This window comes from Paenibacillus alginolyticus DSM 5050 = NBRC 15375 (assembly GCF_000422905.1).
Lineage (GTDB): Bacteria > Bacillota > Bacilli > Paenibacillales > NBRC-103111 > Paenibacillus_E > Paenibacillus_E alginolyticus.
In genome coordinates, this window is record NZ_AUGY01000189.1 from 1 (window position 1) to 5,566 (window position 5,566).

The following is a 5,566-nucleotide window of genomic DNA, read 5'->3' on the forward strand; positions in this document are numbered from 1 at the left end:
CAAGCATATGAAAGACGAAAAAAACAAAGAGAAAAAGCAGCTGGATGAGCTGAACAAAGGGATGGAAGGCACGATAGAAGATTGGCTCGGAATGAATGATCCAGATGTATTTATTGATTACGTGTGTTTAGAATGTGGGTGTATAGACCCAGTTCCCGATTTCATCGTGGATGAATGTTCATGGGGAGATGAAGATGGAGAAGAACCGACTTTCTTTTGCCCTGCATGTAATGGGACGATGGTAAGAAAGGAAAAGCCGAGGATTGAGTAAAACCGTCGGCTAGAAATGTTTATTCACCCGTAGGGTGATTTTGTTCCGTGTGAATGAGGATATTAAGAGCTTATAATCAGGGGAAAGACGATTGACGGTCCTAAGCTTACGTGATAAAATAGCCGTACATTCTTTATTTTGGTAGTATGGTAGCACGTCACTGCGTTAAAGTAAAATGAAAAGGAAATTGAATTCCTACATGTTGAGGTGAGACTGTGTCAAAGCCAAAAGTATTTGAAAAACCGTTAGGGGTTAAAGATTATTTGCCCGAGGCGGTTACGAAGCTGCGAAATATAGAATTCCGTGTATTGGCCTGTATGGAACGCTGGGGTTATAACCAGATCATTACGCCTACACTCGAATATTACGATACGGTTGGTGTTGCGAGCTCCACAGAAGATAAAAAGCTGTTCAAGCTGCTTGATCGTAAGGGAAAGACGCTTGTTTTGCGGTCTGAATTGACAGCGCCAATTGCGCGTGTAGCTTCTTCCTTGCTCAAAGAACATGCGTTCCCATTGCGCTTATCTTATCATTCGAATGTGTTTCGTTCGATTGAAGAGGAAGCTGGACGGGATTCCGAGTTTTTCCAAACGGGCGTCGAGCTTATTGGAGATGCTTCTTCCGAAGCGGATGCTGAGGTAGTAGCGTTAGCGATTGCTTCATTGCAGGCGGCTGGCGTAGGCGCGTTCAAGATCGCGCTCGGCCATGTAGGCTTCCTGAACGGTTTGTTCCAGGAAACGCTGGAAGGACGCAGTGATGCACAGCTCGCGCTGAAAGAGCATTTGCTCAGTCGTGATTATGTGGGGTACCGCGAAGCCATTAAGTCGTTGGCTCTTACACCTGATGTAGAGCGTGAGCTTATTGGCGTGCTGCGACTTAGAGGCGGAGATGAAATTTGCGAGCAAGCTCGAATGGTATCTCAGCACCCTATCGCCCAGGATGCGATTCGTCATTTATGCGAGGTATGGGATGTATTGAAAGCCTATGGAGTTAGTGAGCATGTAGTCATTGATTTAACAATGATTGGAGATTTCTCCTACTATACAGGCATGACGTTTGAGGGCTATGCAGCCGATTTAGGCTTCCCGGTTTGCAGCGGCGGCAGATACGATAATCTACTGAGTCAGTTTGGGCGTCCGGCTCCGGCGACGGGGTTTGCGCTTAAAACGAACCGAATCCTAGAGGTTACAGCCAAAGAGAAAGTGGAGCAGCCAGGTCGCGTGCTGATTGCTTACGATGCAGAGCATCGTGAAGAAGCGCTGCAGCTGGCGAAAGCTATGCGCAGCAGTGATGATGAGGTTATCATTATCACGCAGTTGGTGAGCGAGTATGAAGCTTGGTCGAACGAGTTGTTGAACAAGGGAGACGGCCAGTACGAGCTTCGCGGAACGGTTTACAGTGATGTTATTACGATGATTGATTCGGCGGTTTGATTATTATATGTTTGCGAGAGCTAGTGCAAGAGTGATGCTGGAGCGGGAGTAAAAGCAAGAGTAAAAGCAAAAGCAAAAGCAAAAGCAAAAGCAGTAGCGGGAGTAACAAAAGCAAGAGAGCAAGAGAGCAAGAGCTGGGTCTCACTCGGTTGATTGGAAGCTTGAAGGAGGTTGGAACGGTGGATGATATTTTAAAAGTAGCGATGCCGAAAGGCCGTATTTATAAACAAGCAGCGAAGCTTTTTCATAAAGCGGGTCTGCCGATTCCAGAGGATCTGGAAGAAGGGCGCCGGTTAATCATTCCTGTTCATGAAGCAAGAATGGAATTCATTTTGGCAAAACCGGTGGATGTTCCTACCTATGTCGAATATGGTGTAGCGGATATCGGAGTTGTTGGCAAGGATGTCCTGATGGAGGAGAACCGCAACGTGTATGAGCTGCTGGATCTGGGCATAGCACGCTGTAGGATGTCGGTTATTGGACTTCCAGATTGGAAGCAAGAGATTAATCCGCGCGTCGCGACGAAGTATCCGAACGTCGCTTCTCAGTATTTTCGCGAGCGGGGGCAGCAGGTTGAGGTGATCAAGCTAAACGGCTCTATCGAGCTGGCGCCGCTGATTGGTCTTGCTGACCGGATCGTGGATATGGTTGAAACGGGAGAGACGCTCCGGGAGAATGGACTCGTGGAGCAAGAGGAGATTTTTCAAATTACGAGCCGCTTAATTGCGAATCGGGTTAGTTACCGCATGAAGAATGAGTCCATTCAGCGGTTGTGTGATATGCTCCAGGCTGTTTTGCCTGTGATGAAGGTGTAGAGCGGAAAGTGCTTTAATGGTGCAATCGATATAGATAAGGAACAAGATCAAGAGAGGATGATGAAGATGCGGATACTTCCCGCCTCGGAATTTCAATTGAACCGCGAGGTCGAATACGGCTCACCCGAGCAAAATGAGACCGTCCGCCGCATCATCGATGAGGTGCGGCAGGACGGAGATGCCGCGCTGCGGCGCATGGCGCAGCAGTTCGACCGCGTCACCGTCGCTGAGCTTCGCGTCAGCGACGAGGAGATCCAAGCGGCGTACGCGCAGGTCGACGCCGAGTTCCTGGCGGCGCTGCGGCAAGCCGCCGCCAACATTCGTGCGTTTCATGAGAAGCAGAAACGCACGTCCTGGATGGACCTGCAGGCGAATGGCAGCCTGCTGGGCCAAATCATCCGACCGCTGAAGCGGGTCGGATTGTACGTGCCCGGAGGGAAGGCGGCTTACCCTTCCTCCGTGCTCATGAACGCCATCCCCGCGATCGTCGCGGGGGTGCCGGAGATCGCGATGGTGACGCCTCCGGCCACCGCGGGGGAAGAGGGCATCAACCCGCATATCCTCGTGGCAGCAGCCGAAGCGGGTGTGAAAGAGATCTACCGCGTAGGCGGGGCGCAGGCGGTAGCCGCGCTGGCCTACGGCACGGAATCGATCCCCCCGGTCGATAAAATCGTCGGTCCCGGCAACATCTACGTCGCGCTGGCGAAGCGCTTCGTGTTCGGCGTCGTCGATATCGACATGATCGCCGGACCAACGGACATCGTCGTGCTTGCTGACGAGCACGCCGATCCTGAATACGTCGCGGCCGATTTGCTGGCGCAGGCCGAGCATGATGAGATGTCACCGTCGATTCTGGTGACACCTTCGAGAGAGCTTGCCGAAGCGGTTCGGCAAGAGCTGTGGCGGCAGTTGGATGTGCTGCCGAAGAAAGCGATCGCCTCTGTGTCCACAGCGACCAAAGGAGCTATACTCCTTGTGGATAACTTGGACGAGGGCGTTGACGTTGTCAATCGCTTGGCGCCGGAGCATTGCGAGCTGCTGGTACAGGAGCCTTTTAATTTGCTGCCTCGCATTGAGAATGCTGGAGCTATATTCCTCGGCGCCTACAGTGCGGAACCCGTCGGTGATTATTTCGCTGGACCTAACCATGTGCTGCCGACGAATGGCACAGCCCGTTTTTCATCGCCGCTGAATGTGGATGACTTTCTCAAAAAATCAAGCGTTATTCACTATAGCAAGGAAGCGCTGATCGCAAACGGCGAAATGATTATGACGCTGGCTCGTAATGAAGGGTTGGAAGGTCATGCAAGAGCGGTAGAGATCCGACTCAAGAAGGAAGGGAAGTTGAAATAATGGCTGAACAAGATAAAGGGATCACTCGCTCAGCGCGTGTAGCCCGCAAAACGAATGAGACTGACATTGCCCTCGCGTTTCAAGTAGATGGAACTGGGGTCTCTGAGATCCAAACCGATGTTCCTTTCTTGAACCATATGCTTGATTTGTTCACGAAACACGGACAGTTCGATCTGAATGTCGTCGCTAAAGGCGATATTGAAATCGATGATCATCATACGGTTGAAGATATCGGCATTTGCTTAGGTCAAACCCTTCGTGAAGCATTAGGCGATAAAAAAGGGATTAAGCGTTATGCTAGCGTCTTCGTTCCGATGGATGAAGCCCTTGCTCAAGTGGTCATCGACATTAGCAACCGACCGCATTTTGAATATCGTGCGCAGTATCCTTCACAAAATGTGGGCAGCTTTGATACGCAGCTTGTACAAGAGTTTCTGTGGAAGTTTGCTCTGGAATCCCGTATTACGCTGCATGTTATCGTGCATTACGGACAGAACACGCATCACATGATTGAAGCTGTATTTAAAGCATTAGGCCGTGCGCTGGATGAAGCGACATCGATTGATCCTCGTGTGCAGGGGGTTCCTTCGACGAAGGGAGTGCTGTAGGAATGATCGCCATTATTGATTATGGAATGGGTAATTTACACAGTGTAAGCAAGGCTGTCGAGCGTCTAGGCTACGAAGCAGTCGTAACTGGGGATGCTGAGCAGATCCTTGCAGCTGAGGGCGCTATCCTGCCGGGCGTAGGCGCATTCGGAGATGCGATGGAGCAACTGCGCGAGTCGGGGCTGAATGATGTCGTTATCCGTTATGCGGAGTCGGGTAAGCCGCTATTAGGTATTTGCCTTGGCATGCAGTTGTTGTTCGCCAGCAGCGAGGAGCATGGGGATCATGAGGGACTTGCCCTTTTGCCTGGCTCGGTCGTTCGCTTTCGCGGCGACTATAAGGTGCCGCATATGGGTTGGAATCGATTAGTCTATAAGCAAAATGCGAATCCGATTTTCCAAGGTATCGAAGAAGGGCACGTGTACTTCGTTCACTCCTATCATGCGAAGCCGGAGCGCGAAGGCGATCTGTTGGCGGTAACGGATTACCATCAGCCAGTGACGGCCATTGTGGGCAAAGATAATGTATACGGCATGCAGTTTCACCCCGAAAAAAGCGGAGATATCGGCATGCAGCTGTTAAATAATTTCCTTGCTATGTGTAAATAAGCAAATAACAGTCTTTACCGTCTCTTATTTGGTGCAAAAGGGTGGATTCGACACAGATAGAAGCTTCTAGGGACTCTTATTCGGTATGAAAAGCTTGAAAAGGCTTGATTTAGGAGGAAATAGAAGTCTGCAAGAGTAAGTTTCACAATTCAAAACCCACGCCAGATAAGGGTTTCTGGCGGATGCAAAAAGGAGAACCTCCCCATCTAATCGAAAGTGTAAGTACCACCAAACACTAGAAGAGAAGGGAGTTCTCCTAATGTATTTGATTCGGCAGCAAAGCCTGTTTTCCCTGCAAGACCTATTCAATTTACAACCTGAGCAGAAATATGCCACCATTTTCGACACAATCGACATGCCCAAAATTTACTCAGCATTAGCAAAAAAGAGTTCGTTAGGCGCACCCGATCGACAAAATTACCCGGCTATATTTCGCTCCGTCATTATTGGAATGACGGAAGGATTTACAACATATGAG

Annotated in this window: 6 protein-coding genes and 1 pseudogene; all 7 read left to right on the top strand. The window is 50.0% G+C overall.

Annotation, left to right across the window (positions count from 1 at the left end):
- The coding region (locus tag G519_RS51200) for a hypothetical protein (protein ID WP_051254078.1) at positions 1-271 on the top strand (271 nt) is incomplete at its 5' end.
- Between the two features lie 215 nt (positions 272-486).
- Entirely contained in the window at positions 487-1,704 is a 1,218-nt protein-coding gene (locus G519_RS0137620; RefSeq protein WP_029198930.1) for an ATP phosphoribosyltransferase regulatory subunit, read from the top strand.
- A 179-nt stretch (positions 1,705-1,883) separates the two neighbouring features.
- Positions 1,884-2,519 carry an ATP phosphoribosyltransferase gene (hisG, locus tag G519_RS0137625; protein ID WP_029198931.1) on the top strand — a complete coding sequence of 212 codons (636 nt, stop codon included), beginning with the start codon at positions 1,884-1,886 and terminating at the stop codon, positions 2,517-2,519.
- Positions 2,520-2,585: 66 nt separating this feature from the next.
- Positions 2,586-3,872 (top strand): histidinol dehydrogenase, encoded by a 1,287-nt coding sequence (gene hisD / locus G519_RS0137630; protein ID WP_029198932.1) that lies wholly within the window; start codon positions 2,586-2,588, stop codon positions 3,870-3,872.
- Positions 3,872-4,480, top strand: a complete 609-nt coding sequence (gene hisB / locus G519_RS0137635; RefSeq protein WP_029198933.1) for an imidazoleglycerol-phosphate dehydratase HisB — start codon at positions 3,872-3,874, stop codon at positions 4,478-4,480. Before hisD ends, hisB begins: the two co-directional genes overlap by 1 nt.
- A gap of 2 nt (positions 4,481-4,482) precedes the next feature.
- On the top strand, positions 4,483-5,088 hold the full coding sequence (gene hisH, locus G519_RS0137640) for an imidazole glycerol phosphate synthase subunit HisH (RefSeq protein ID WP_029198934.1): 606 nt from the start codon (positions 4,483-4,485) through the stop codon (positions 5,086-5,088).
- Between the two features lie 259 nt (positions 5,089-5,347).
- Positions 5,348-5,566 (top strand): annotated as a pseudogene (locus G519_RS51850) (IS5/IS1182 family transposase); the annotation flags it as partial.

Excerpts from the sequence above, each read along its gene's own strand:
- hisH (WP_029198934.1), top strand. The coding sequence starts at position 4,483 with ATGATCGCCATTATTGATTATGGAATGGGTAATTTACACAGTGTAAGC.
- hisD (WP_029198932.1), top strand. The coding sequence starts at position 2,586 with ATGCGGATACTTCCCGCCTCGGAATTTCAATTGAACCGCGAGGTCGAA.
- hisB (WP_029198933.1), top strand. The coding sequence starts at position 3,872 with ATGGCTGAACAAGATAAAGGGATCACTCGCTCAGCGCGTGTAGCCCGC.